Annotated in this window: 19 protein-coding genes; 15 read left to right on the forward strand and 4 right to left on the reverse strand. The window is 66.2% G+C overall.

The window, feature by feature from the left end; genetic code table 11:
* The first annotated feature begins 33 nt into the window (after nt 1-33).
* The 7 genes from RIL96_RS04285 (at nt 34) to RIL96_RS04315 (ending at nt 7,836) form a co-directional block, all read left to right on the forward strand.
* Nucleotides 34-600: a gamma carbonic anhydrase family protein gene (locus RIL96_RS04285; RefSeq protein WP_310547772.1), complete on the forward strand. Its 567-nt coding sequence runs from the start codon at nt 34-36 to the stop codon at nt 598-600.
* On the forward strand, nt 597-1,538 hold the full coding sequence (locus tag RIL96_RS04290) for a hypothetical protein (RefSeq protein ID WP_310547773.1): 942 nt from the start codon (nt 597-599) through the stop codon (nt 1,536-1,538). The genes RIL96_RS04285 and RIL96_RS04290 overlap by 4 nt, the downstream gene beginning before the upstream one ends.
* A 148-nt stretch (nt 1,539-1,686) precedes the next feature.
* Nucleotides 1,687-2,736 (forward strand): hypothetical protein, encoded by a 1,050-nt coding sequence (locus RIL96_RS04295; protein WP_310547774.1) that lies wholly within the window; start codon nt 1,687-1,689, stop codon nt 2,734-2,736.
* A 38-nt stretch (nt 2,737-2,774) separates the two neighbouring features.
* A complete protein-coding gene (locus RIL96_RS04300; protein WP_310547775.1) occupies nt 2,775-3,611 on the forward strand; it encodes a hypothetical protein in 837 nt (278 codons plus the stop codon).
* A gap of 3 nt (nt 3,612-3,614) precedes the next feature.
* Entirely contained in the window at nt 3,615-4,532 is a 918-nt protein-coding gene (locus RIL96_RS04305) for a hypothetical protein (protein WP_310547776.1), read from the forward strand.
* Between the two features lie 99 nt (nt 4,533-4,631).
* A complete protein-coding gene (locus RIL96_RS04310; protein WP_310547777.1) occupies nt 4,632-7,310 on the forward strand; it encodes an MMPL family transporter in 2,679 nt (892 codons plus the stop codon).
* A 262-nt stretch (nt 7,311-7,572) separates the two neighbouring features.
* Complete coding sequence (locus RIL96_RS04315; RefSeq protein WP_310547778.1) at nt 7,573-7,836, forward strand: hypothetical protein; 264 nt, start codon at nt 7,573-7,575, stop codon at nt 7,834-7,836.
* A 371-nt stretch (nt 7,837-8,207) separates the two neighbouring features.
* Here the strand turns inward: RIL96_RS04315 and RIL96_RS04320 are convergent, their stop codons facing one another.
* Together RIL96_RS04320 and RIL96_RS04325 are read right to left on the reverse strand one after the other, a co-directional pair.
* Nucleotides 8,208-9,674: a catalase gene (locus tag RIL96_RS04320; RefSeq protein WP_310547779.1), complete on the reverse strand. Its 1,467-nt coding sequence runs from the start codon at nt 9,672-9,674 to the stop codon at nt 8,208-8,210.
* 98 nt (nt 9,675-9,772) lie between these two features.
* Nucleotides 9,773-10,261, reverse strand: a complete 489-nt coding sequence (locus tag RIL96_RS04325) for a Fur family transcriptional regulator (RefSeq protein WP_310547780.1) — start codon at nt 10,259-10,261, stop codon at nt 9,773-9,775.
* 171 nt (nt 10,262-10,432) lie between these two features.
* Between RIL96_RS04325 and glyA the strand changes: the two genes are divergently transcribed.
* The 5 genes from glyA to RIL96_RS04350 are packed head-to-tail and all read left to right on the forward strand — an operon-like array spanning nt 10,433 to nt 16,621.
* On the forward strand, nt 10,433-11,716 hold the full coding sequence (gene glyA / locus RIL96_RS04330; RefSeq protein ID WP_310547781.1) for a serine hydroxymethyltransferase: 1,284 nt from the start codon (nt 10,433-10,435) through the stop codon (nt 11,714-11,716).
* Nucleotides 11,716-12,621 carry a bifunctional methylenetetrahydrofolate dehydrogenase/methenyltetrahydrofolate cyclohydrolase gene (locus RIL96_RS04335; protein WP_310547782.1) on the forward strand — a complete coding sequence of 302 codons (906 nt, stop codon included), beginning with the start codon at nt 11,716-11,718 and terminating at the stop codon, nt 12,619-12,621. Before glyA ends, RIL96_RS04335 begins: the two co-directional genes overlap by 1 nt.
* A 19-nt stretch (nt 12,622-12,640) precedes the next feature.
* Nucleotides 12,641-13,558, forward strand: a complete 918-nt coding sequence (locus RIL96_RS04340) for an SH3 domain-containing protein (RefSeq protein WP_310547783.1) — start codon at nt 12,641-12,643, stop codon at nt 13,556-13,558.
* Nucleotides 13,559-13,593: 35 nt separating this feature from the next.
* Nucleotides 13,594-15,222: a serine hydrolase gene (locus RIL96_RS04345; protein ID WP_310547784.1), complete on the forward strand. Its 1,629-nt coding sequence runs from the start codon at nt 13,594-13,596 to the stop codon at nt 15,220-15,222.
* Nucleotides 15,203-16,621 (forward strand): acyltransferase family protein, encoded by a 1,419-nt coding sequence (locus RIL96_RS04350; protein WP_310547785.1) that lies wholly within the window; start codon nt 15,203-15,205, stop codon nt 16,619-16,621. The genes RIL96_RS04345 and RIL96_RS04350 overlap by 20 nt, the downstream gene beginning before the upstream one ends.
* A 15-nt stretch (nt 16,622-16,636) precedes the next feature.
* Here the strand turns inward: RIL96_RS04350 and RIL96_RS04355 are convergent, their stop codons facing one another.
* Both RIL96_RS04355 and RIL96_RS04360 read right to left on the reverse strand, forming a co-directional pair.
* The gene (locus tag RIL96_RS04355) at nt 16,637-18,445 is read right to left on the reverse strand and encodes an ABC transporter permease (protein ID WP_310547786.1); all 1,809 of its coding nucleotides are present in this window, start codon (nt 18,443-18,445) and stop codon (nt 16,637-16,639) included.
* The gene (locus tag RIL96_RS04360; protein WP_310547787.1) at nt 18,438-19,460 is read right to left on the reverse strand and encodes an ABC transporter ATP-binding protein; all 1,023 of its coding nucleotides are present in this window, start codon (nt 19,458-19,460) and stop codon (nt 18,438-18,440) included. The genes RIL96_RS04355 and RIL96_RS04360 overlap by 8 nt, the downstream gene beginning before the upstream one ends.
* Before the next feature lie 55 nt (nt 19,461-19,515).
* Between RIL96_RS04360 and RIL96_RS04365 the strand changes: the two genes are divergently transcribed.
* The 3 genes from RIL96_RS04365 (at nt 19,516) to RIL96_RS04375 (ending at nt 22,720) form a co-directional block, all read left to right on the forward strand.
* The gene (locus RIL96_RS04365) at nt 19,516-20,403 is read left to right on the forward strand and encodes an SH3 domain-containing protein (protein ID WP_310547788.1); all 888 of its coding nucleotides are present in this window, start codon (nt 19,516-19,518) and stop codon (nt 20,401-20,403) included.
* 143 nt (nt 20,404-20,546) lie between these two features.
* Entirely contained in the window at nt 20,547-21,434 is an 888-nt protein-coding gene (locus RIL96_RS04370) for an ABC transporter ATP-binding protein (RefSeq protein ID WP_310547789.1), read from the forward strand.
* Entirely contained in the window at nt 21,431-22,720 is a 1,290-nt protein-coding gene (locus RIL96_RS04375; RefSeq protein ID WP_310547790.1) for an ABC transporter permease, read from the forward strand. Before RIL96_RS04370 ends, RIL96_RS04375 begins: the two co-directional genes overlap by 4 nt.
* Nucleotides 22,721-22,729: the final 9 nt, after the last annotated feature.

Here is a 22,729-nt window from a genome sequence, read left to right on the forward strand (position 1 = left end):
CCCGCTCACACTTTCGGAGGAGAGGACGCACCAATGGCACACATCATCCCTATCCGCGGGGCCGTTCCACGGGTCGGTGAGGGGGTGTTCCTGGCGCCCACCGCCGTGCTCAGCGGAGAGGTGGAGCTCGCTGACGGCGCCTCGGCCTTCTACGGGGTCTCCGTGCGCGGGGACACTGCAGCGATCCGCGTCGGTGCGGGGACTAACCTGCAGGACAACGTCGTCCTGCACGCCGATGACGGCTTCCCCTGCACACTCGGTGCGGGCGTCTCCGTCGGCCACAGTGCCGTGGTGCACGGAGCAACTGTCGGTGATGACTGCCTCATCGGCATGAGTGCGACAGTGATGAACGGTGCAGTGATCGGAGAGCAGAGCCTGGTGGCCGCTGGGGCCCTGGTGTTGGAGGGGACCCAGGTGCCGCCGCGTTCCTTGGTCGCCGGTGTCCCGGCGAAGGTCCGCCGGGAGCTCTCCGAGGAGGAGGTCCAGGGTCTGCGCCGCAATGCGGAGGTCTACTACGGACTGCGGGATGCCCATCGCGAGGCGCAGCAGCCTCAGGCTGAGACTCACCCTGAGGCTCTGGAAGGAGAGCCGCGGACATGAGTCCGCGCACTGACTCGCAGTTGCCGGCGTCACGTCCTGGTCCGGTACGTGTCGGCGCCGCGGTGGCCGGGGTCCTGTTCGTGCCGGTGGTGCTCACCGGCTGCGTCAGCCTGGGGGAGCCGGTCTACGGCCAGGACGGTCCGCCTCAGTATGGGCCCGATGAGATCCCGCACCTGGAGGCGATGCTCGAAGAGGCCCAGGACAATATGCTCGCCCAGGACAGCGTGCGGATCAGCATCGCCGGTGAAGCCGGTGACTACCCTCCCGAGTTCGTCAACGACGGGATGTGGGAGGAGGCCGACACGGTGGAGATGGTGCTCGCCGGTACTCCGGATGTGTCAGCGGTCGAGGTTGCTGTGCGGCTCGATGAGGACGAGGTGATGACGCTGCGTTCTGTGGACGGGGAGACCTATCTGAGCTCGGCAGGCGTACTCACTGCACTTGAAGCCTCTGTGGAGCAGGATCCGGCGCTGAGGTCAGAGGATGTGGACTTCGAGCTGATGGAGCGGGAGCTCGATGACCGCTGGCTGGCGGACTCCTCCGCAGCCCCCTATACCGACTGGCCCGATGTCGGAGAGATCCTCGACAGCGTTGAGGAGAACGCCGATGAGGAGCTCAGCGAAGTCGCCGGGGAGTTGGAGCTCAGCGGAGATGGCTACTTCTACTCCTATTCCGCAGAGGGCGTCGACGTCACCTTCTCGGCCGATGAGGAGCCGAAGCTCAGCGGTGCTGATTATGATGAGGGCCAGGTGGAGCTGGGCGGCTGGAACGAGGAAGAGGTGCCCGAGGTTCCTTCGGAGGTGGTCTCGGAGTGGGAGTTCGAGGAGATCGTCATACGCAGTCTGGGCGGGTATTCCGGTGATGGATTCGGCGAGGACTTCGGCGACCCGGGTGGAGACCCCTGGGATGAGGAGGACTCCGTACCGGCTGGGTACTGACACTGACCCCGGTGTGCCCGGCAACGTACCGGGGCACCACCTGAGAGGAGAGACGATGAGTGACATGAGGCAGGCCCGGCGCGGTCGGTGCGGCTGGTCTCGAGGTCATGACGGCTCAGTGTGCGGCGTCGGGGTGTCCAGGAGCGGGGTGTCCAGGAACGGGGCGCCCAACACCGGGGCGCTCAGCGTCGGAGTGTTCAGCGTCGTCGGCCTGCTGCTCAGCGGCTGCGGCCTTCTCGACGAGGACGGTGCTGAGAACCCCGAGACTGCTGAAGAGGCCCAGGAGAGCGACTCCGGCGAGAGCGAGTCCGGCGAGTCGCAGGACGAGGGGGCCGAGGACGAGGGGGCCGCGGGCGAGGACGCTGAGGATGAGGAAGGAGCCGAGCCCGCTGAGAGTCTGACTGAAGACCTGGCAGAGGGCGAGGCTCCCGAGTTCGTCGACCTCGAGGACAGGCTCTGGGAGTCGATGCTGGAGGCCGAATCTGTGACCATCCAGGGCAGCAGCCCCCTGGGTGCCTCCCAGCTGGAGGAATACTTCTCCGCGGTCGCTGAAGACATCGACGAGAACACTGACGAAAACACTGACGAGGACACCGGTGAAGACTCCGAGGGGGAGATCGACGAGGAGACGGTGGCTGAAATCTCTGTGGCCGGTGCCATGGACGGTTCCGCCACCGAATCCCAGATCCGCATCGGTGACACGCTCGATCTCACCATCATCACCGCAGAAGAGCGGACCTACCTGAAAGGCGAAGACTTCGCTGACATCACGGCCCTGAGCTCACCCCATGAGAATGCGGACTTCGTGGACCAGGAGCTGATCGATGATCTGCTGGCCGATCGGTGGATCGACATTGGCTCCGCGGAGGAGATGGCCTCGATGTCCCCGCAGAGTCTGGTCGAACAGTGGGAGGACTCCCTCATCGAAGATCCCGAGGGGGTGACCGGTGAGGCGGAGGAGCGCGACGGCTCTGAGGTGTGGGTATACACCTCTGCTGACGGGGAATCCACCTACGTCGTCTCCGCGGAGGAGACCCCGCGTCTGTTGAGCATCGACGATGCACAGAGCAGCCTGATGTTCGCCGGCTGGGACGAGACCGAGGGGGCCGAGGTCCCTGAGGAGACGCTCACGATGGATGAGGTGACCCAGACTCTGATCGACAGTATGCCGGTGCCCAGTGAAACGGCCGAACCTTGAGACCATACTGAGGCATAGCTTTTCGCATCGTTCACCCCATGAAAGGGTCTGACCTGATGGACCTGCATCCCCGCTTCTCGGCAGCCGCGAAAGTCACCGGACTCCTCGGCGTCGTCGCCTGGGCGCTGACCGCCTGCGGTGGGGGCACGCCGGAGTTCTCGGAGATCGAAGAGGATGTGTGGACCGCCATGGAGGAAGCCGATTCTGTCACCATCGACGGCGGGGCCCTGATCGGTCAAGCCGCCCTCGAGGAGGCCGAATCGGACCCGGTGTTCAGCGATGTCGGGCTGGACGAGGGTGATGAGGTGACCGCCACGGTGTTGGGTGCGGTCGACGGTTCCGCCATCGAGATGGACATCTCCATGGGCGAGGAGATGCAGGTGCAGGCGGTACAGGTCGATGGCTCGACGTATATGGACGCCACGATCGTCACCGACGCCATGGCGCTCAGCGCCGGTGACCTCGCAGGTGATGAGCTGGACGCTGAGGCGCTGGCCGAGGAGATGGCCGCGGAGCTGGAGGGTCAGTGGGTCGAATCTCCCGGTAACGGTGGGCTGACGATGAAGGACCCCTTCGATGGGATTCGTGACGTGCTGGGAGACCGCACGCAGGATCTCGACGGCAGCACCCAGGAACGCGACGGGTTCGAGGCCCACGTCTACACCAACGGTGAAGAGGGCGATGACGAGGTGGAGATCGTCGTCTCCGCCGATGAGGAGGAGCCCTACCTGCTCTCAGCCACCTACGACGGCGGAACCGTCACGTTCAGTGACTGGAATGAGACACAGCTGCCGGAGGCACCCTCCGAGTCCGTCACCGAGGTGGAACTTCAGCAGCTGTTCATGGAGCACATCATGATGGGGACGGAGGAGTGACCGATGCCGGACACGATGACTGACGCGAAGCTCACCAGTGTGCTGGGCCTGTTTTCGCTCTCTTTGCTGGCGCTCACCGGGTGCCTCGGCCTGGGCGAGGAGGAAGCCGAGGGCACCGCAGATCAGGACACCTCAGATCAGGACACCTCAGATCAGGGCACTGACGCCGATCAGGAGGCCTCGGAGAACCCGGATGCTGCCGAGGAGGACACGGAAGAGGACTCGGAAGCCTCCGGCCAGCAGGCACCGGGGTGGAGCGATGTCAGCGAGGAGATGTGGTCCTCCATGGAGGCCGCCGAGAGCGTTGATCTCACCTTGACCATGCCTTACAGCGGCGAACGGTATGTGGACGAAGAGTTCCAGGACGATCTCGAGATCGATGCCGGTGATGACATCACCCAGCGCATCTACGGGGCGTTGGAGGGGCCCGCCGTCTTCGAGGAGCAGGCAGGGGCGGCAGAGACGACCTACCTCCTCCAGGACGATCTGATTCTGGTCTCCGGCGAGGATGAGCTCGAAGCCGCGGCGGACCTGCTGCGCGCGGAGGGCATCGACCCGGCGCAGTTCGAGGAGGAGCTGGCAGACCAGTACATCGACTACTCCGAGATCGTGCTGGCTGATATCTCCATCGAGATGTTCATCTCCGATGTGCGCGCCCTGACCCGCTCGGCGGCCTCCGGGAGCATGGAGGCCGCCGAAGAGGAGCGCGACGGTGAGGAGGTCTGGGTCTACACCGATGGGACGACGGAGCTGGTGGTCGAGGCCGACGATGAGCCTCGACTGTTGGACTTCACCCTCGATCTGCCTGATGGCACCGCCGAGGGCAGCTTCTCCGACTGGGACTCCGCTGAAGTGCCCGAGGAAGCCGACACCGCAGACATCCTCTCCCAGGACGAGCTGCTTGAGCTCTTCACCCGCTGATCGATGCTGGGGCTTGGCTCAGCGGTGCCTCCACGTAGGTGAGGTCTCGGTAGGCTGAGGAGGCACGTCTGATCTGCTGACTCTGACGAGGTTCTCCGCATGTCCCGATGGCTCGCCCGCCTCGGCGGTCTCTGCGCCCGTCGCGCCAAGACCGTCCTGGCACTGTGGCTCACCCTGCTGGTCGCCGCGGGGGTGGCCGCGGCGTCGTTCTATGACGGCGCTGACGCCGGGTATGAGATCCCCGATGCGGAGTATGAGCGGGTCATGGACCAGCTCGGCGACGGGATCGAAGAGTTCGACGGCGCCGCCGCACTGGTGCTGCTGAGCACCGAGGACGGCGAACAGTTCACCGCTGAGCAGCGCGAAGGCATTGCTGATCTCACCGCTGAGCTGGAAGAGCTTGAGGAGGTGCGCGGTGCCGAGGATCCCTTCGCTCAGCAGCAGCAGGTCGATCAGGCCGACGACGAGGTCGAGGAGGCCCGTGCCGAACTGACGGATTCTGCTGAGGAGTTGGAGCAGGGCCAGCAGGACCTCGACCAGGGGCGTGACGAGCTGGAGGAGGCCCAGGACGACCTCGACGCCGAACAGCAGCAGCTCGACCAGTTTGCCGAGCAGGTCGGCGGGCAGACCCCACCGGTGCTCGAGGCCCAGCAGGAGCTCGACGAGGGGCAGCAGGCCCTCGATGAGCAGCGTGAGGAGCTCGACGCCCAGCAGGAGGAGATCGATGCGGGCTGGACTCAGCACCAGGAGGGGGTCGATGAGGTCGAGCTGGCCGAACGTGAGGCCCAGCTGAGCTCCCAGGCGCGAACTGTCTCCGAGGACGGCACTGTGGCGATGATGAACGTCCAGCTGATCGAGGATGCGTTCACCATCGAGTCCGAGCAGCAGCAGCGGGTGATCGACGCCGTGGAGCAGTCCCTGCCCGCCGGTGTCGATGCTGACTACAGTCTGGAACTGGTGCAGGACGTCGCCGGGATCCTCGGCCCGGGCGAGGTGATCGGCATCGGATTCGCCGGGCTGGTCCTGCTGATCACCCTCGGCACAGTGGTGGCCGCCGGGCTGCCGGTGGCCCTGGCGATCCTCGGTGTGGGTATCTCCGTGGCCGCGATCTTCGCGCTCTCGGCCGTCGTCGATCTCACGGAGACCGACCCTGTCCTGGCGTTGATGCTCGGACTGAGTCTCGGCATCGATTACACGCTGCTGCTGCTCTACCGCCATCGGCAGAATCTGCTGCGCGGTATGGCCGTCGCCGATTCTGTCCGCCTGGCCTCGGGTACGGCCGGCTCCGCCATCTTCTTCGCGGGTGTGACCAATGTGATCGCCCTGGCGGCGTTGGCCGTCACCGGCATTCCGTTCCTCACGGTGATGGGGCTGGCCGCCTCGCTCACCGTGACGATCGTGGTGCTGGCAGTGCTCACCTTGGGCCCGGCGGCAGCGTCGCTGCTGGGGCTGCGGCTGCTGCCTCGCCGGCTGCGCCCAGGCAGCCTCACCGTGGAGGACGTCGGTTCGCCGCTGCCGACCCCGGAGCAGAACCGGCTCTCCCAGGCCGAACGCAGCAGGCTCAGCGATGACGCGCAGCAGCGGCTGATGGACCGTGGGTGGGGCCGGGTGGTCACACGTCATCCGTGGGCGGCGATCCTGGTGCCGGTGCTGCTCGTCGGTGCGCTGGCCGTGCCCGCCGGTGATCTGCGCTTAGGTCTGCCCGACGGGGGATCGGAGCCGGAGGGCTCGACGGCCCACACGGTCTATGACGAGGTCCGTGAGACCTTCGGCCCCGGTGAGAACGGGCCGCTTCTGGCCCTGGTGACCCTGCCCGAGGGATTGGGGGAGACGGCCCAGCGCGAACGGGGGATCGAACTCGCCGAGGAGCTGACCGCCCGCGACGGTGTGGCTCGCGCGGTGCCGGTGGCCAGCGACGACGCCGGGCAGATGCGGCTGATCCAGGTGGTCCCGGAGGACGGGCCGGAGGCCATCGCCACCGCGGACCTGGTGGATCGGCTGCTCGATGACCGGACGGAACTCGCTGAGGACCACGGCGCGGAGAGTGTGGGCCTCACCGGGCAGACGGTGGCCAATATCGAGGTCGCCGATCGGCTGCAGGGTTCCATTCCGCTCTATGTCGGGCTGGTGGTGCTGCTCTGTGTGGTCATCCTGCTGGCGATCTTCCGTTCTCTGCTCGCGCCGGTCCTGGCGGCGGCCGGTTATGTCCTGTCCCTGCTGGGGAGTCTGGGCACCGTCGTCATGGTCTACCAGTGGGGTTGGCTGCGGGATCTCTTCGGGGTCACGGAGCCGGGGCCGGTGCTGGCTTTTCTGCCGATTCTCATCTGCGGGGTGCTCTTCGGTCTGGCCGTGGATTACCAGCTGTTCATCATGTCCGGAGTGCGGGAGGCCTATGCTCGCGGGCGCAGCGCGCGGGTCTCCATCCTCAGCGGAATCGCTCAGGGCGGGCCGGTGGTCGTGGCCTGCGGGATCATCATGGTCTCGGTGTTCGCCGGGTTCGTGTTCGCGGATCTGGCGATGATCCGTCCCATCGGATTCGGCCTGGCTGTCGGTGTGCTGATCGAGGCGTTTGCCGTGCGCGCCACGCTGATTCCTGCGGTGACGGCTCTGCTGGGGGATGCCGCCTGGTATCTGCCCCGGTGGATGGATCGTCTTCTGCCGAACGTCGATGTGGAAGGCCAGGCGTTGGAGCAGGATTTCCCAGGGGATGATGACACCCAGGTGAACCCGCCGCCTGCACCGGAATATCGGGATGACGCTGCTCGCGCAAGCCGTTGACCTGCGGAGAGTCTGTCACTGCCGGGCTATGGCGTCCAGTCGGTGTTCAGGGAAATCAGATGCGTGGGAGCAACCTTACGCGCAGCTGAACTCTGGGTAAAAGTTTACAAAGTGATCCGCCTCTCGGCTTTTCTTCGGCTTCTTGATCTGGTGGTGTGGAGGGTAAGGCGTTTGGAGGAAGTTCAGACGTCCCGCAGATAAATCATCATCCCTGGTGGTTTCTGCGTAGACCGTAAACGATAGTGATGGAGGTATGACCCCCATGTCCACTACCACTGACGAGAAGAACACGTTCCGCTCCCTCGCCGCTGTGCTGGGTATCGGTGGCCTGGCCCTGTTCGGTGCCACCGCGTGTGACGACTCCGATGACGCCGCCGAAGACGACACGGCTGTCGAAGAAGAGGAGAACGGCGCCGAGGACCCAGCTGAGGACGATGCCGCTGAGGATGACGCAGCGGAGGACGACGCTGCTGAGGATGACGCAGCGGAAGACCCGATGGAGGAGGACGAGGACACGGAGAGCTGATCCGCTCCCTGTGCTTCTCGCCTGCTGAATCCTCTCAGCATCAGAGCGACCCCCTCCCGGTCTATGGACCGGGAGGGGGTCGCTTCTCTCTGCCTGGGCCCTGATCCTTGCCCAGCCACTCCACCCATCGAGGGAGAGATTCTGCTTCCAGATTTCGGCGTGTCGCCACCAGATTCTCTCCCTCGATGAGGGGTGACGGGGAGCCTCCCGTGGAGGGAGAGAAATTGGTGCTCCACCTCGGCGTGTCGTGGGGAATTTTGCTCCATCGATGACGGGGTGGCCGGTCAGGAAAAAGCCCGCCCCCGGTCAGTGTCGCTGCACTGACCGGGGGCGGGCTCGGCTGATTGGTTCAGCAGTTCACCGGACCTGGATCAGCCGTTCTTCACGGCATCCTCGATGCGCTGGCCGATCGTCGCGTCCACGTTCTTCCAGTACTGGATCGCGTTCGAGAGCACCGGCTCCTGCACCCCGTCGGAGAGGGCGCCGGAGACGGTCTCGACCAGGCGGTCGCGCTGGGCGTCGTCGAAGATCTCACGCACCAGGATCCCGGGCTGACCGAAGTCGTCATCGTCCGAGCGCAGGGTGTAGGCCTGGCGCACCAGCTCACCGTCGGCCTCCCAGCCGTTGTCCACCGGGCCTTCCTCGTCCGACCAGGTCGAACCCTCAACGGTGTTCGGCGCGTAGACGGCGCGGTCGCCGGTGTGGTCGTACCACATGTTGCCCTCGAAGTTGTACGTGTAGACGTCGTTCTTCGGGCGGTTGACCGGCAGCTGCTGGAAGTTGGTGCCGATGCGGTACCGCTGAGCATCCGCGTAGGCGAAGTTACGGCCCAGCAGCATCTTGTCTGGGGAGTTTCCGGTGCCCGGCACCATGTTCGCCGGGGAGAAGGCGGCCTGCTCGATCTCGGCGAAGAAGTTCTGCGGGTTCCGGTTCAGGGTCAGCGTGCCGACCTTGATGCGCGGGTAGTCCGCCTGCGGCCAGGTCTTGGTCAGGTCGAACGGGTTCAGCCGGTAGGTCTTGGCGTCCTCATACGGCATGACCTGCACGTACAGGGTCCAGGAGGGGTGCTCACCGCGCTCGATGGCGTCGTAGAGGTCGCGCCGGTGGAAGTCGGCGTCGGCGCCGGCCAGCTTCTCGGCCTCCTCGTTGGTCATCGTCTCGAAGCCGGCGTCGTTGATGAAGTGGTACTTCACCCAGAAGCGCTCGCCGTCGGCGTTGTTCCACTGGTAGGTGTGCGAGCCGTACCCGTTCATCCGGCGCCAGGAGGCGGGCAGGCCGCGGTCACCCATCAGGTAGGTGACCTGGTGCGCGGTCTCCGGGTTCTGGGTCCAGAAGTCCCACTGCATGTGGTTGTCGCGCAGCCCGGAGCTGGGCAGGCGCTTCTGGGAGCGGATGAAGTGCGGGAACTTCATCGGGTCGCGGACGAAGAACACCGGGGTGTTGTTGCCGACGAGGTCGAAGTTGCCCTCTTCGGTGTAGAACTTCAGGGCGAAGCCGCGCACGTCGCGCCAGGTGTCCGGGGACCCCAGCTCACCGGCGACGGTGGAGAAGCGCAGCAGGGTCTCGGTCGTCTTGCCGGGCTGGAACATGTCGGCCTTGGTGTACTTCGAGACGTCCTCAGTGACCTCGAAGGTGCCGAAGGCGCCAGCGCCCTTGGCGTGCGGGCGGCGCTCCGGGACGTTCATCCGGTTGAAGTGCGCCAGGGTCTCGACCAGGTGGTGGTCGTGCAGCAGCAGCGGACCGTCTGGGCCGACCGACAGCGAGTTGCGATCGCTGACGGCCGGGATGCCGGCCTGGGTCGTGGACCCGGTCGCGTGCGGGGTGTTGCCAGTGGTCATCACTGTTCCCTTTCGTTGATCTTTCTTGGGTGGATTCGGGTGGTCTCAGGCGCATCCGGCGGGATCGGTGCGGATCCCACCGGGTGAGGTGTCAGGGTCTAGACGGTGCTGTCGTGTCCGGTTCCGCCACTGCCGGTGTTACCGCCGCCGGTGTCGCCCTGTGCCGCGCAGTCCCGGCAGATCCCTCGGAAGACGACGTCGGCGACCTCCACGGACATCGCCAGTTCGGCAGGGGCTTGGAGGCAGGGGGCAGAGCCGTGGACGCACTCGACGTCCTCGATCCGCCCGCAGCGGGTGCAGATGGCGTGGTGGTGGTTGTCCTGGGTCCGCGTCTCATAGCAGGCGGGGGAGCCGGGCGGGTCGAAGCGGCGCAGCAGCTGGTGTGCGGTGAGATCGTGCAGCACGGTGTAGACCGACTGCACGGTGATCTTGGGCAGCTGTGCGGTCACTGCGCCGTGGATGGCCTCGGCCGGGTGATGCGGGCGTTCGGCGACGGCCTCGAGCACTGCCAGGCGCTGACGCGTCACGCGCAGCCCGCGTTCGCGCAGCAGGACGGACCAGTCCGTCTCCTCAGCGGTGATGCTCATGGCCACCAGTCTGCCTCAGATCTGAGCAACTCACAATAACGAGACATGACGATCGGATGACAGCGCATCTGCCGCGGCTCAGCTCCGATGTCAGCGGGCACCGGTAGACTTCCGCGTGGACGATCGGTCGTCCTGACCACGATGTCAGATCCCGCGAGGAGACCGCTGAGAATGAGCGAAGCACCGAAGAACCTGCACACCGCGCCGCTGGCCGAGGTCGACCCGGAGATCGCCCAGGCGATCGCCGATGAGGTCGGGCGCCAGCGCGGAACTCTGGAGATGATCGCCTCGGAGAACTTCGTGCATCGTGCGATTCTCGAGGCCCAGGGCTCGGTGCTGACCAATAAGTACGCCGAAGGCTACCCCGGACGCCGCTACTACGGTGGTTGCGAGTTCGTCGACGTCGCAGAGAACCTCGCCATCGAGCGGGCCAAAGCGCTCTTCGACGCCGATTTCGCCAATGTCCAGCCCCATTCTGGTGCGCAGGCCAATGTGGCGGTGATGACGGCGTTCCTGAAGCCCGGGGATAAGCTCATGGGCCTCTCCCTGGCCCACGGCGGGCACCTGACCCACGGCATGAAGCTCAACCACTCCGGGAAGTTCTATGAGGTCGTCGCCTATGAGGTCGACGCCGAGACCGGGCAGGTGGATATGGAGGCGGTGCGCCGTCAGGCGCTGGCTGAGCGGCCTGACATGATCGTGGCCGGTTGGTCGGCCTACCCCCGGCAGCTGGATTTCGCGGCTTTCCGTGAGATCGCCGACGAGGTCGGAGCGATCCTCTGGGTGGATATGGCCCACTTCGCCGGTCTCGTCGCCGCCGGACTGCACCCCTCGCCGGTGCCCTACGCCGATGTGGTGACCTCCACTGTGCATAAGACGCTGGCCGGCCCCCGCTCCGGACTCATCCTGGCCAAGGAGGAGCACGCGAAGAAGCTGAACTCTGCGGTGTTCCCCGGTCAGCAGGGCGGGCCGCTGATGCATGTGATCGCCGCCAAGGCCATCGCGTTCAAGGTCGCGGCCAGCGGTGAGTTCCAGGAGAAGCAGCGCCGTACGGTCGAGGGGGCGCAGATCCTCGCCGAGCGTCTGGTGGCGGAGGACGTCACCGCTCACGGGGTGAACGTGCTGACCGGCGGCACTGATGTCCACCTGGTGCTGGTGGATCTGCGTGAGTCCGAGCTCGACGGCAAGCAGGCTGAGGATCTGCTCCACGAGATCGGCATCACCGTCAACCGCAACGCGGTGCCGAACGATCCGCGCCCGCCGATGGTCACCTCCGGCCTGCGCATCGGTACTCCCGCGCTGGCCTCCCGCGGCTTCGGCGCCGCGGAGTTCGCCGAGGTCGCCGACATCATCGCCGAGGTGCTCAAGCCCGGTGCTGACCTGGAGGCGCTGCGTGCCCGGGTGACCAGCCTGACCGAGGCGTTCCCGCTCTATGACGGCCTTGAGGAGTGGTGATGCCGCAGGCGCGCACACACACTCAGACCGCGCAGGTCCTCGACGGGCGGGCCACGGCCAAAGCGTTGAAGCAGGACCTCGCCGCGCGGGTGGACTCCTTGAAGGCCCGCGGTATCACCCCCGGGCTGGGAACTGTGCTCGTCGGTGATGACCCGGGTTCTCAGACCTACGTCGCCGGAAAACACCGAGATTGCGCGGAGATCGGGATCGAGTCCCTGCAGGTGCAGCTGCCCGCTGATGTCAGTGAGCAGGAGCTGCTGGATCAGCTGGCCGCGCTCAATGAGGATCCCGCCTGTACCGGGTACATCGTCCAGCTGCCGCTGCCCGGACATCTGGACACGCAGAAGGTCCTGGAAGCGATCGACCCGGCCAAGGACGCCGACGGGCTGCACCCGATGAACCTCGGGCGGCTGGTCGCCTCGGTCTCGGGGGAGCTCTCGAGCCCCCTGCCCTGCACGCCCAAGGGATGTGTGGACCTGCTGGCGCATTACGGGATCGATCTGTCGGGCCGGCACGTCGTCGTCGTCGGGCGGGGGGTGACCATCGGCCGGCCGATCGGTCTGCTGCTGACCCGTAAAGCGGTCAATGCCACGGTGACCCTCTGCCACACCGGAACCGAGGACATCGCCGCCCAGCTGCGAACTGCCGATGTGGTGGTCGCAGCCGCCGGGGTGAAACACATGATCAACCCGGCTGATCTCAAGGCCGGTGTGATCGTCTTGGACGTCGGCGTCACCCGTGAGGTGGATGAGCAGACCGGCACCGCGAGGATCTTCGGCGATGTCGCCCCGGGGGTGGAGAACGTGGCCTCCTGGTACTCGCCGAATCCCGGTGGTGTGGGGCCGATGACCCGCGCAGAGCTGCTGGCCAACGTCGTGGAGACCGCCGAGAGGCAGGCCGGCTGAACCGCTAAGGAGGTCAGGAATGGTGCAGGGCCGTCGTCCGGCAGCGATGCTGCTGATGCTCAGCCTGCTTCCGCTGGCCTCCTGCGGAGGCTCCGAGCAGGCCGACCCTGCGGAGGAGACGGGGCAGTCCCCGGCCTCACCGGACAGCGCTCCCGATGGCGATGACGGCGGCGGTGAGGACGGCCGCGGTGATGGCGACGCTGACGACGAGGCCCGAACTGCCGAGCCGGATGCCACACAGACCGAGGGCGAGACAGATGCCGATGGAGACTCCACAGCTTCCCCGGACTCTGATGACTCCTCTGACGGTGCCCCCTTGCCCGATGGCGTGGAACCGGTGGAGGATTCTGAGCTGCCCGGCCAATCAGTGGCAACCTACTACTCGCGGGATGGCGTGCACAGCGAGGTCATCCGGGTCGCTTATGACGATTCGCTCAATGTGCGTGCCCTGCCCGGCGTGGTGGAGGACCAGATCGCCCAGCTCGACCCGGATGAGACCGCAGAGTTGGCCGGACGTGAGCGGCTGCTGGGTTCGAACCCGTGGGCCGAGATCACTCTGGACGACGGCGTCGGCTGGGTCAACACCTACTATCTGGGGTTCCTGGGTGAAAGCGAGGACCTCACCGAGGACTACTCGGATCTCGGCCCCACAGCGGATCCGGCGGTCTTGGTCGACATGGTCGCCGCACGGGCGGCGACAGTCGGCCGCGATGACACCCGTTACCCCTATTGGACCGTGACCGGGGCGCCGGCGGAATCGCAGCGTGAGGATGAGAGCCAGCAGTGGAGCATCGACCTGACCATGCCCGGTGACGATGCGGCACTGGGTGTGCGTCTGGTGGTAGATCTGCAGGCTGAGGGGGAGGCCTATTCTGTGGCCGAGGTGGAGAGCATCGAGATCTGCCGGCGTGGGGTCTCCGAGGGGAACTGTCTGTGAGGCGCGGCGACGGCAGCACCAGAACGAGCCCCAGAGTGGGCGGCAGGCGTGGCCTGGGCCAGGCGGTGCTGCTCCTGGGGGCCTTGGTGCTCTCGTCCTGTGCCGATGAGACGACTGACGGTTCCGAGGCATCGGCCACGGGTGAGCGGTCTCAGCCGTCGGAAAGCTCACAGCAGCCGGAGGCCTCACAGGGCCCAGAGCCCCCGCCGCCGTCGGAGGAGCTTCCGGATACTGCCGCCGGTGCTGCCGCCGAGGAGATCCTCGCAGTGCTTAACGCGGAGACTCCCAACACCGCGGAGTTGTGGGATGATCTGCTGGCGGAGGAGTTCCTCGCCGATGTCCCGGCTCAGCAGATGGTTGAGCTCGTCGAGACAGGTTTCCTGCCCACAGCACCGTGGAGCATCTATGAGGTTGACGGTGGGGCGGAGGACCGGCAGCTGGTGGCCGAGATCCGCGACGACGTCGGCACGGCTCTGCAGATGCACGTAGGGCTGACCGATGAGGAACTGGTGGAGACGCTGCTCTTCACCGAGCCCCAGCCCGATCATCAGGAGGCTACCTCCTACGAGGAGATCGGAGAGCGGCTGGAGGCACTGCCCGGCCAGGCGAGCGTGCTGATCACAGAGACGGCCGCTGAGGCCGGCTCCGCATCCGGTGGCAATTCTGATGCCCCGGGTGGTGACGTCGGCGGTGATGCGGATGATTCCCCGGGTGGTGATGCGGATGATGTCACCGTGCACCTGGCCGCCGGGGAGGACGAACCTGCCCCCTTGGCCTCAGTGGCGAAGCTGGCGGTGCTCTGGGCTGTGGTCGAGGCGGTCGAGTCCGAGGAGCTGGCTTGGACGGATGCTCTGACGGTGACTGATGAGCTGCGGTCGCTGCCGAGCGGTGAGCTTCAGGATGCCGACACTGGAACGCAGGTCACAGTGGCCGAGGCGGCCCAGCTGATGATCGAGATCAGCGACAACACCGCCACGGATATGCTCATCGATGCCCTGGGCCGAGAGACGGTGGAGCAGGCGACTGCCGATGTGCTGGGTGAGGCCGAGGGACTCACCCCCTTTCTGACGACCCGTGAGATGTTCCACCTGCGCTTCGGTGAGGGCGACTCCGCGTTCCAAGGGGCCGAGCAGTGGGCCCAGAGCGATGTCTCACAGCGCCTGGAGATTCTCGCAGAGCTGGCCGACGAGCCGTTCGACGTCGATGCCGATGACGTTCAGGGCGCTGCGGGGTATCCGGCGGAGGAACCCCCACCGGAGTGGTACGCCAGCGCCGAGGACGTCGCGGCCCTGCATGAGGCCTTGGCTGTGGCCGAGCAGGAGCATGAGCAGCTGAGTGCGATCCTCGGCAGCAATCCGGGCCTGACCGATATCGAGGACGCCTGGTGGGATGAGCTGGCGTTCAAGGGCGGTTCCAGTCCGGGCGTACTGACCGGCTCCTGGCAGGTGCGCACTGAGGACGGTCGTACGCTCACAGTGGTCATCCTCACCTCGGCTCAGCAGGCACAGGAGCTGGCGGCTCAGCAGACCGAGGTCTTCGGACTGACCCGTGACGCCCTGATGATCGCCGGCGAGGAGGAAGAACCTGAGCCGGAGACCGAAGCCGAGTCTGATCCCGAGCCCGAGGCCGGACCTGAGACGGGGAATGACGGCGAGACCGGCTGATCCCACGGCGCGGTCCCGGGATCTCTCAGTGGATGTGGCGCGGGTGCTGTGCCTGCTCGCCGTCGTCGCCATCCACACCGCGATGATCGGCATCGGCGGCTCAGCAGGTGAAAGCGGCCATTCTCCGGCCGTCGGTGAGGGGAATGCCCAGCGGCTCGAGGTGACCAACCCGCTGACCGAGCTGTGGTTCTTCGCGGTGGGCACCTGGCTCGGGCAGGTGATGCCGCTGTTCTTCCTGCTCGGCGGTTTCGGCGCCTATATGGCCATGCGCTCGGCGCGCTCGGCGACCGACCTTCTCGACGAGCTGCCGACGGATGACTTCGCCCGCCACCTGCGCCGGCGGACCCTGCGGCTGGGTCCTCCCGCGGCGATCTTCTACACGGTGATGGCCGGGCTGACCCTGCTCATGGTGCTCACCGGACTTCCTGCCCAGATGTTGGACCCTGCACTGGAGGGTGCGGGGGATCCGCTGTGGTTCCTCGCGGCCTTCCTCATCTGCCAGGGGTTCGTACGGCGTCAATATCGTCTGGTCACCACCGCCAGTGCCGTGCGGCGATGGGCGGTGCTCGGCGTCATGGTGGCGGGCATCATCTGCGTGGACACCCTGCGGATGATCTGGGCTGGTCAGCAGAGCTCCGCCGGCGATGGCCTCGTCGTCATCGGTACTGCCGGCACCTGGGCGGACATGCTGGGTCTGCTGAACATGTGGCTGCTGTGGCCGGTGATGCAGCTGCTGGGCATGATGCTTGCCCACGGCTGCTGGGACCGGGTGCGCTGGTGGGGGTGGGCGCTCACTGCGGTGGGGAGCTTCTCGGTGACCGCGGCGTTGGCCACCTGGACCTGGTATCCGGCCGATATGCTGATCAACCTCAATCCGCCGACGCTTCCGCTGCTGAGCATCGGAATGACCCAGGTGGCCCTGTTCCAGCTGCTGCGCCCGGTGTTGGCCGCGGCGGCGCGGCGCCGCTCAGTGCAGGTGGTGATGGCCCTGATCGCTTCCCGGGCCATGACTCTCTACCTATGGCATATGGTGGTGATCATCCTGCTCAACGGGGTGATCTGGCTGCTCGGCTGGGCCCCGGAGCCCGGTTCGGCGCTCTGGTGGTGGACCCGGATCCCGATGATGCTGACGGCGGTGGCCGTCACGCTGGTGGTGACCTGGAAGCTGGCCGCTCTGGAACGGCCTCGACCCGTGCTGCCGGTCCGCCGGTGGGGCATACCGCTGGGGTGGACGGCGCTGTACCTCGCCGTCGTGCCGAATCTGGTGGTCACCTGGCAGGGGCTGACCACTGTGACGGTCTGGGTAGGTGTGGTGCTCCTCGGCGTTGCTGTGTTGCTGGCTGGGGCGCCGTGGGCTGCGGCGGGCCGGGCGCACGCCGGGGCGCCGCGGGTAGGGTGACTTGTCTCTCGTGCCTCAACGCAGGAACAGCGCTCGCATCCGCACGGCGGCCGCCGTCGTTCCCAGGGTGATCATCACCAGGTAGTAGCCGATATGCACCCCGGTCATGGCCCCGAAGTCCCAGGCGGCGATATCGCGCATCAGCTCCACCCCGTGCCACAGCGGCAGTGCCTGGATGAACCACTGGACCCCGGTGGGGTAGACCTCGATCGGGAAGAACGTGGCCGAGAAGAGCATCATTGGCGCGAGGAACATCATCAGCCAGTCCATCTGCTGGAACCGGGTCATATAGGAGGTCACCGCCATCCCGCAGGAGGCGAAGCCCAGTGCGATGAACAGGGCGGCGGCCAGCATCAGCACCGCGCTGACCGGAGAGACCAGCCCTGAGATCACCAGCACGGTGAGGAACCCGACCGCGTAGATGCCGCCGCGGAACAGGGCAAGCAGGATCTCCCCGACGGCGACATCCAGCGGGCCCAGCGAGGTCGCCATCATCGACCGGTAGAGCTTGGTGATCTTCAGCTTGAAGAACACATTCCAGGTGGAGTCGAAGATCGCCCCGTTCATCGCCGAGACCGCGAGCAAAGCCGGAGCGATGAACGCCGCATAGCTCATCTGGGAGCCGTCGACGGCGTCCACTCCGGAGATCATCGGGGAGATCCCGAGTCCGAAGGAGGTGAGGAAGAGCACCGGCTCCAAGAAGCCGGAGAGGAAGATGATGCCGCGGTTGTTGCGGATCGCGACCAACCCTCGGGAGAAGACAGCGCGGATGTTCCCGGAGTACCAGTTGGCGCCCACTCCTGTCCGCGGCTGGACTGAGAGCACCGCATCCTCGGCGGAGCCTTCCGCGCCCTGCGCGAGGTTGCGGGCTTCGATCGCGGCTTCCCTCCGCAGTCGTGACCGCTCACCCGGAGTCCGTCCGGGCCACTCGTTCGGCCCCAACCTCCGTCGGAACACCCACAGCACCGCGTACCAGCCCCCGGCACAGAACAGCATCAGCACTGCCAGGTGTACGGCGATCATCAGTGCTGAGCTTGGCTGGCCGAAGGCGAGCACCCGGCCGAGCTCATTGGCGTGCCACAGCGGGGACACCCATCCGACGAGCTGCAGCGGCCCCGGCAGATTGCTCAGCGGATAGAAGGTGCCGGAGAACAGGAACAGCGGCATGACCAGGAACCGCTGGATCAGGGAGGCATGCCCGCGTTCTTCCCGCAGCGAGGCCATATACGCCATGATCGGCAGCCCCAGGGCCAGGGCGCCCAGGGTGGCGGTGATGACCTGCAGCACAGCCCAGGGGCTGGCGACGGCGCCGAAGAGCGTCATCACCACCAGGAACAGTCCGCAGTGGAGCAGGAACCGGCAGCAGGCCGCCAGAATATGGCCCGAGGCGATCTGCGCGGGGGAGAGCGGAGTGGCCTGCGCGCCGTAGTAGATGCGCCGCCACCGGAACTTCTCCATCACCGGGAAGGTGAACTCGACCGCAGCGGTCAGCGCCACTGTGGAGGCCAGGATCGCCGGGGCGATGTACATCAGATAGGAATCCGCGCCGTAGGCGGTGATGTCCGGGCTCTCGCCGATCAGCACGCCGAGCCCGAGCCCCATCGCCAGGATGTAGAGCAGCGGTTCGCCGATGGAGCTGGTGATGATCACCCCGGCGTAGGCGCGCATCCCGCGCAGCGTGTGCTCAGCCTGATACAGCACTCCGCGACGTCCGGCCCGCCGGGCCAGCGCCTCCTTGTCCGCGGCCGGGCTGTGAGTTTCAGCGGGTCGACCGGTGTGCTGGTCGGGGTGATGGTCCGTCTGCTGATCTGTCTGCTCAGTCAATGAGGCTCCTACCGGTCAGCCGAAGGAACACATCTTCCAGGGAGGACCGGCGTACCAGCGAGGTCAACGGACGCCGGTCGCTGCTGTGCAGGGCCTCCAGAGCAGCCTCGGCGTGCTCGGCGTAGACCAGCAGCCGGTCGGGCAGCACCTCGATGCGGTCGAAGCCGACGTCGGCGCCGCGCAGTCGGTCATTGAGCTGTTGCGCCTGCTCTGCGTTGCGGTCCGTGCCGAAGCGCAGCTCCAGCACCTCTCGGGTCGAGTGGTCACGGATGAGACCTGCTGGTGAGCCCTCCGCCATGATCTGCCCGTGATCGACGACGATGAGTCGACTGCACAGCTGTTCCGCCTCATCCATATGGTGGGTGGTCAGGACCAACGTGGTGCCCCGCTCACGCAGGCGGAAGAGCCGATCCCAGAGCACATGCCGGGCCTGCGGGTCCAAGCCAGTGGTCGGTTCGTCGAGCAGCAGGATGTCCGGGTCATTGACCAGCGCTCGGGCGATGGTCAGCCGGCGCTTCATCCCACCGGAGAGGTCCTCTACGCGAGAACGGGCCCGCGAGGTCAGCTGAGCGAATTCAAGCAGTTCGTCGGCCTTGGCGAACAGGTGCCGACGAGGCAGGCCGAAGTACCGGCCGTACATGATGATGTTCTCCCGGACGGTGAGTTCCTCGTCCAGATTGTCCTGCTGGGGGACCACACCGAGCCGGGCGCGGATCTTCGGCCCGTGGAGCTGGGGGTCCATCCCGGCCACGCGCAGCTGACCATCAGTGCGGGACGAGACGGCGGCGATCATCCGCATCGTCGTCGATTTGCCGGCACCGTTGGGCCCCAGCAGTCCGAAGGCCTCTCCGCGGGGTACGGTGAAACTGATGCCGTCGACCGCAGCGAAATCTCCGTAGGCCTTCCTCAGCCGCTCGGCGTGGACGGCGGGGACCTCACCGGGGGCGCCGTCAGGGGCACTGTGGGTGGATGACGGCGAGGGATCGGGATCGGACGTCCGGAGAGGAGCAGACATGATCGACAGCCTATCGACCCACACCGGGGTGAGCCATCGGAGGCGGACTCAGCACATGACAGGTCAGCTCAGGACCACACGATCCCGGGCGGCGGCCTGGGTCTCCCTGGGGTCTGTGGCGGCGCTGCTGCTCACTGCCTGTGGGGACGACGCCCCGGAGGAGGGTGCTGAGCCCTCGCCCGATCAGACCGCGGACTCTGCCCAAGACACGGAGACACCTGAGGACGAGACCCCGGACGCCGAGACCCCGGATGACGAAGCCGCGGACGACGAAGCCTCCGAAGACGAGACCCCGGACGACGGGGAGACTTCTCAGGATGAGGGCACCGCCGATGAGGACTCGGAGTCCGCCGATCCTCTCGATGATGCCGAGCTCCCCGGTGAAGACACCGCCACGTTCTACTCCGAAGATGGTGCGGTGGCCCAGGTCTTCGGTGTCGAGGCCGATGACGTGCTGCACATCCGTCAGCTGCCGGACCCTGAGGCTGAGACGCTGGATAACGCGGCTCCCACCTCGGAGCTGACTCTGACTGGTCGAGAGCGTGACGTGGACTCCGGGATCTGGGCTGAGGTGGAGACCGACGACGGCGTCGGCTGGGTCAATACGGCGTACCTCGCGTTCTTCGCCGATGAACAGGACCGCACCGCCGAGTTCAGTGAGGTGCCCCCGGCTGAGGATGCGCAGACTCTGGCCGAGGGTGTCGCCCAACGGGCCGTCGGAGAAGGGGAGGGCTCCGAGCACCTGGAGCAGATGCTGGTCCGTCCGGGAGAGGCGGACGGAACCGGGATCTGGGGCATCGACGTCGACGGTTTCCGCGATGACTCGGTGCGCGGGGAACGCTGGGAGGTCACCATCGAGCAGGCCGAGGGCGGTTATGAGGTCACCACAGTCACCTCGCGGACCGTCTGCTTCCGCGGGGCGGAGGACGGTCTGTGCCTGTGACTTCTGCCTGTGACCCGTGCCTGCGAACGGCATGCCCCCAGCAGCCGACGGGGAGATCATCCTCACGGCCGATGTGACCTCCGGGTTCATCCGCAAGAATGACCATCAGAAACTCATCACCGGTGAAAGGACACCCCCACATCATGTCCACTCCAGTTCTCGAGACGGAGAACCTGGTCAAGGTCTACGGCAGCGGGGAATCACGGTTCGATGCTCTCAAAGGCCTGACCTTCGAGATCCACGATGGCGAATCGCTGGCCATCGTCGGCAAATCAGGCTCCGGGAAGTCGACCTTGATGCACCTGCTCGCTCTGCTCGACGCCCCCACCTCCGGTGTGGTGGCTCTGAACGGTCGGCCGGTCTCCCAGCTGAAGACCAAAGAGGTCTCCGAGCTGCGCAACGAGACCTTCGGCTTCGTCTTCCAGCAGTTCTTCCTCAACGCCCACCAGAGCGTGCTGGAGAACGTGACGCTGCCGCTGAAGATCGCCGGATGGTCCAAGTCTGATCGTGAGCAGCGTGGCCTCGAGGTGCTCACCCAGCTGGAGATGGAGGACAAGTCCCGCAACAAGGCCAAAGATCTCTCCGGAGGGCAGAAGCAGCGCGTGTGCATCGCCCGCGCCCTGGTCAACCGGCCGTCGGTGATCTTCGCCGATGAGCCCACCGGAAACTTAGACACCGCCACCTCGGAGATCGTCGAGGACATCCTCTTCGGCCTGCACCGCGAACACGGGATCACCTTGGTCGTGGTCACCCACGATGACGATCTCGCCGCTCGGTGCTCGCGCCGGCTGATCATGCAGGACGGTGAGATCCTCTCAGAGGAGCACGGAGTCCTCAGTCAGGGCGGCAGCTTTGCCGCGCCGCACGAGGCGGATGACACGTTCGACCCCTCTCAGCTCGGTCTGGAGCCTGAGCCGGACGACGGCGGTGCCGCGGCTGAGACCCGCGCCGCCACCACCCCGGGGACCAGTACCGGGCCCAGTGTCGAGACCACCACCGAGACCAGCGCAGATGAGGAGGGGCGTCGATGAAGTCCTTCGATGTGACCAAGACAGCGCTGTCGAACACGCTGCGTTCGAAGCTGCGCACCTTCCTGACCGTCATCGCCATCGTCATCGGCGCCTTCGCGCTGACCCTGACCTTCGGTATGGGTGCCGGGATCAATAAGTACGTCGACCGCGTGGTCGAGGGCTTCGGCCAGGAGGACGAGATCTACGTGGTCGGCTCCGCGGAGGCGGCCCAGGAACAGGGCGCCGACGATGAAGGCCCCTCCGAGTACGACGCCGAGGAGGGCCCGGCGCAGACCACCATGATGGGGTCCGACGCCCTGGACGACGACGACCTCGAGACCATCGGCGACATCGACGGCGTGGACTCCGTCATCGGTCTGCCGATGCTGGACGTGGACTACATCGAATCCGGCGACGGCGATCAGTGGACGGTCAACCGGATGGGTGACTCCATCGACGGCCGCGCCTTGGAGATGGTGGCCGGGGAGGAACCGGACTCCTCGGAGATGGAACTGACGGTCCCCGACTCCTGGGTCTCAGCGCTGGGCGGGGATTCTCCCTCAGACATCGTCGGTGACACTGTGGAGATCGGTGTGACGGACATGGCTCAGCAGCCGCAGACCGTGGAGGCGGTGATCTCCGGGGTCTCCGAGCCCTCGGTCTCCCAGACCGGCGGAGTGCCCACACCCTCGCAGGCGCTGAGTGAGGAGATCAACGAGGTCGCACTCGGCGGACTCGACGAACCGCAGCCTGAGGTCTACATGATGGCCGTGGCTGAGGTCTCGAACCTGGCCGAGGAGGAGGACCGTGTCAAGGAGGCCCTCAGCGACGAGGACCTCATGGGACTCACGGTCGAGGATCAGCTGGGCATGATCCAGGGCATCATCAATACGGTGACCTGGGTCCTGGGCGGATTCGCCGTCATCGCACTGGTCGCCGCCAGCTTCGGCATCGTCAACACGCTGCTGATGTCGGTGCAGGAACGCACCCGGGAGATCGGTCTGATGAAGGCGCTGGGGATGAGCCGCGGCAAGGTCTTCGGCCTCTTCTCCATGGAGGCCATCATCATCGGACTCATGGGCTCGATCATCGGTGTCGGAGCAGGTGTCGCCACCGGGGTGATCGGCAATGCCGTGCTGGTCAGTGGCCCTCTGGACAATGTGGTCGGACTGGTGCTCTTCGCCGTGGACCCGATCTCGATCGCGGTGATCACCCTTCTGGTGGTGGGTATCGCGTTCCTTGCCGGTACTCTTCCCGCGGCCCGTGCGGCGAAGAAGGACCCGATCGAAGCCCTGAGATACGAATGACGCCTGGCA

It is taken from the genome of Nesterenkonia aerolata, from assembly GCF_031470965.1.
Taxonomy (GTDB): domain Bacteria; phylum Actinomycetota; class Actinomycetes; order Actinomycetales; family Micrococcaceae; genus Nesterenkonia; species Nesterenkonia aerolata.